Raw genomic sequence first — 906 nt, forward strand, 5'->3', positions numbered from 1 at the left:
GGCTGAGAGCAGACTGACGCCAGGCAGCAACACGGCGGCAGAAAAACCCTGACACCAGACACTCACTTCGAGGTCGCAGTGGGTAGAGAGGCGCAGGCGGTGGGCATGGCACTTGTGGGTCTTGGTCCCTTTGGGGCGGGCATCTGCCTCAGGCGGCCTCGCCGACTTTTCCAAGACGCAGTCGCACCCGGGCTTCGGGGCCGCGTGGGTCCAGCGTGTATAGCTCGGGCCGCGCCGCCAGATAGGCTCGCCAGGTGCGTTCCGGAAAGGTGCTGATGCGCGTGCCGTGCTGGGCATGCATCAGCGGGCCGAGGGCCGCGATCCGCATGCCTTCGCTCACGCATCCCTGCTCGGTCATCAACGTACGGATTTTTCGGTCCAGCGCGCCTTGAGCCTCCTTTGAAGGCGGTTTCGGCACCGAAGCCCAACGTCGTGCCTCAATCTCGACGAAATCCGCGCAGGCGGCGCGGAAGGTCTGCGGCGTCTTGCCCTCGCCCACGCCTGTCACCAAAGCCCCGTATTCCCGCAACCGAAGCGCCAAATGCGAAAAATCGCCGTCCGAGCTGGCGATCACGAACTGACCGACGTCCCCGCGTAGGGCCAGTTCAACCGCGTCGAGGGCCAGCAATAGATCTGAGGCATTCTTCCCCGTCCCCGCGTGCATGAGGCGAAAGCCATGTACTCCGTGCCAGTCGCAGGAGCGTTGTGCGTCGACATAGGCACGCAGCACGGTTGGCCGCCCCAGCGCCGCCGCGACCTGCATAATCTGCGCCGCATGCTTGCCAGACAGATTGTCCGCGTCGATCAATACCGCAACAGCCCCCATCGCTCCCCTCGTCGCTTAGGCATGCGCTAAACTGAATGGGGAATGCGCCGAAAATCGGGCGGATCGGCGCCGGAGGTTGG

General features: G+C 64.6%; 1 protein-coding gene. It reads right to left on the bottom strand.

Annotated elements, in window-relative coordinates; translation table 11 throughout:
- Positions 1 to 148: 148 nt before the first annotated feature.
- Complete coding sequence (locus ACTVZP_RS22250) at positions 149 to 826, bottom strand: NYN domain-containing protein (RefSeq protein WP_443214305.1); 678 nt, start codon at positions 824 to 826, stop codon at positions 149 to 151.
- Positions 827 to 906: the final 80 nt, after the last annotated feature.

It is taken from the genome of Rhodobacter sp. NSM (genome assembly GCF_052244495.1).
GTDB lineage: Bacteria > Pseudomonadota > Alphaproteobacteria > Rhodobacterales > Rhodobacteraceae > Cereibacter_A.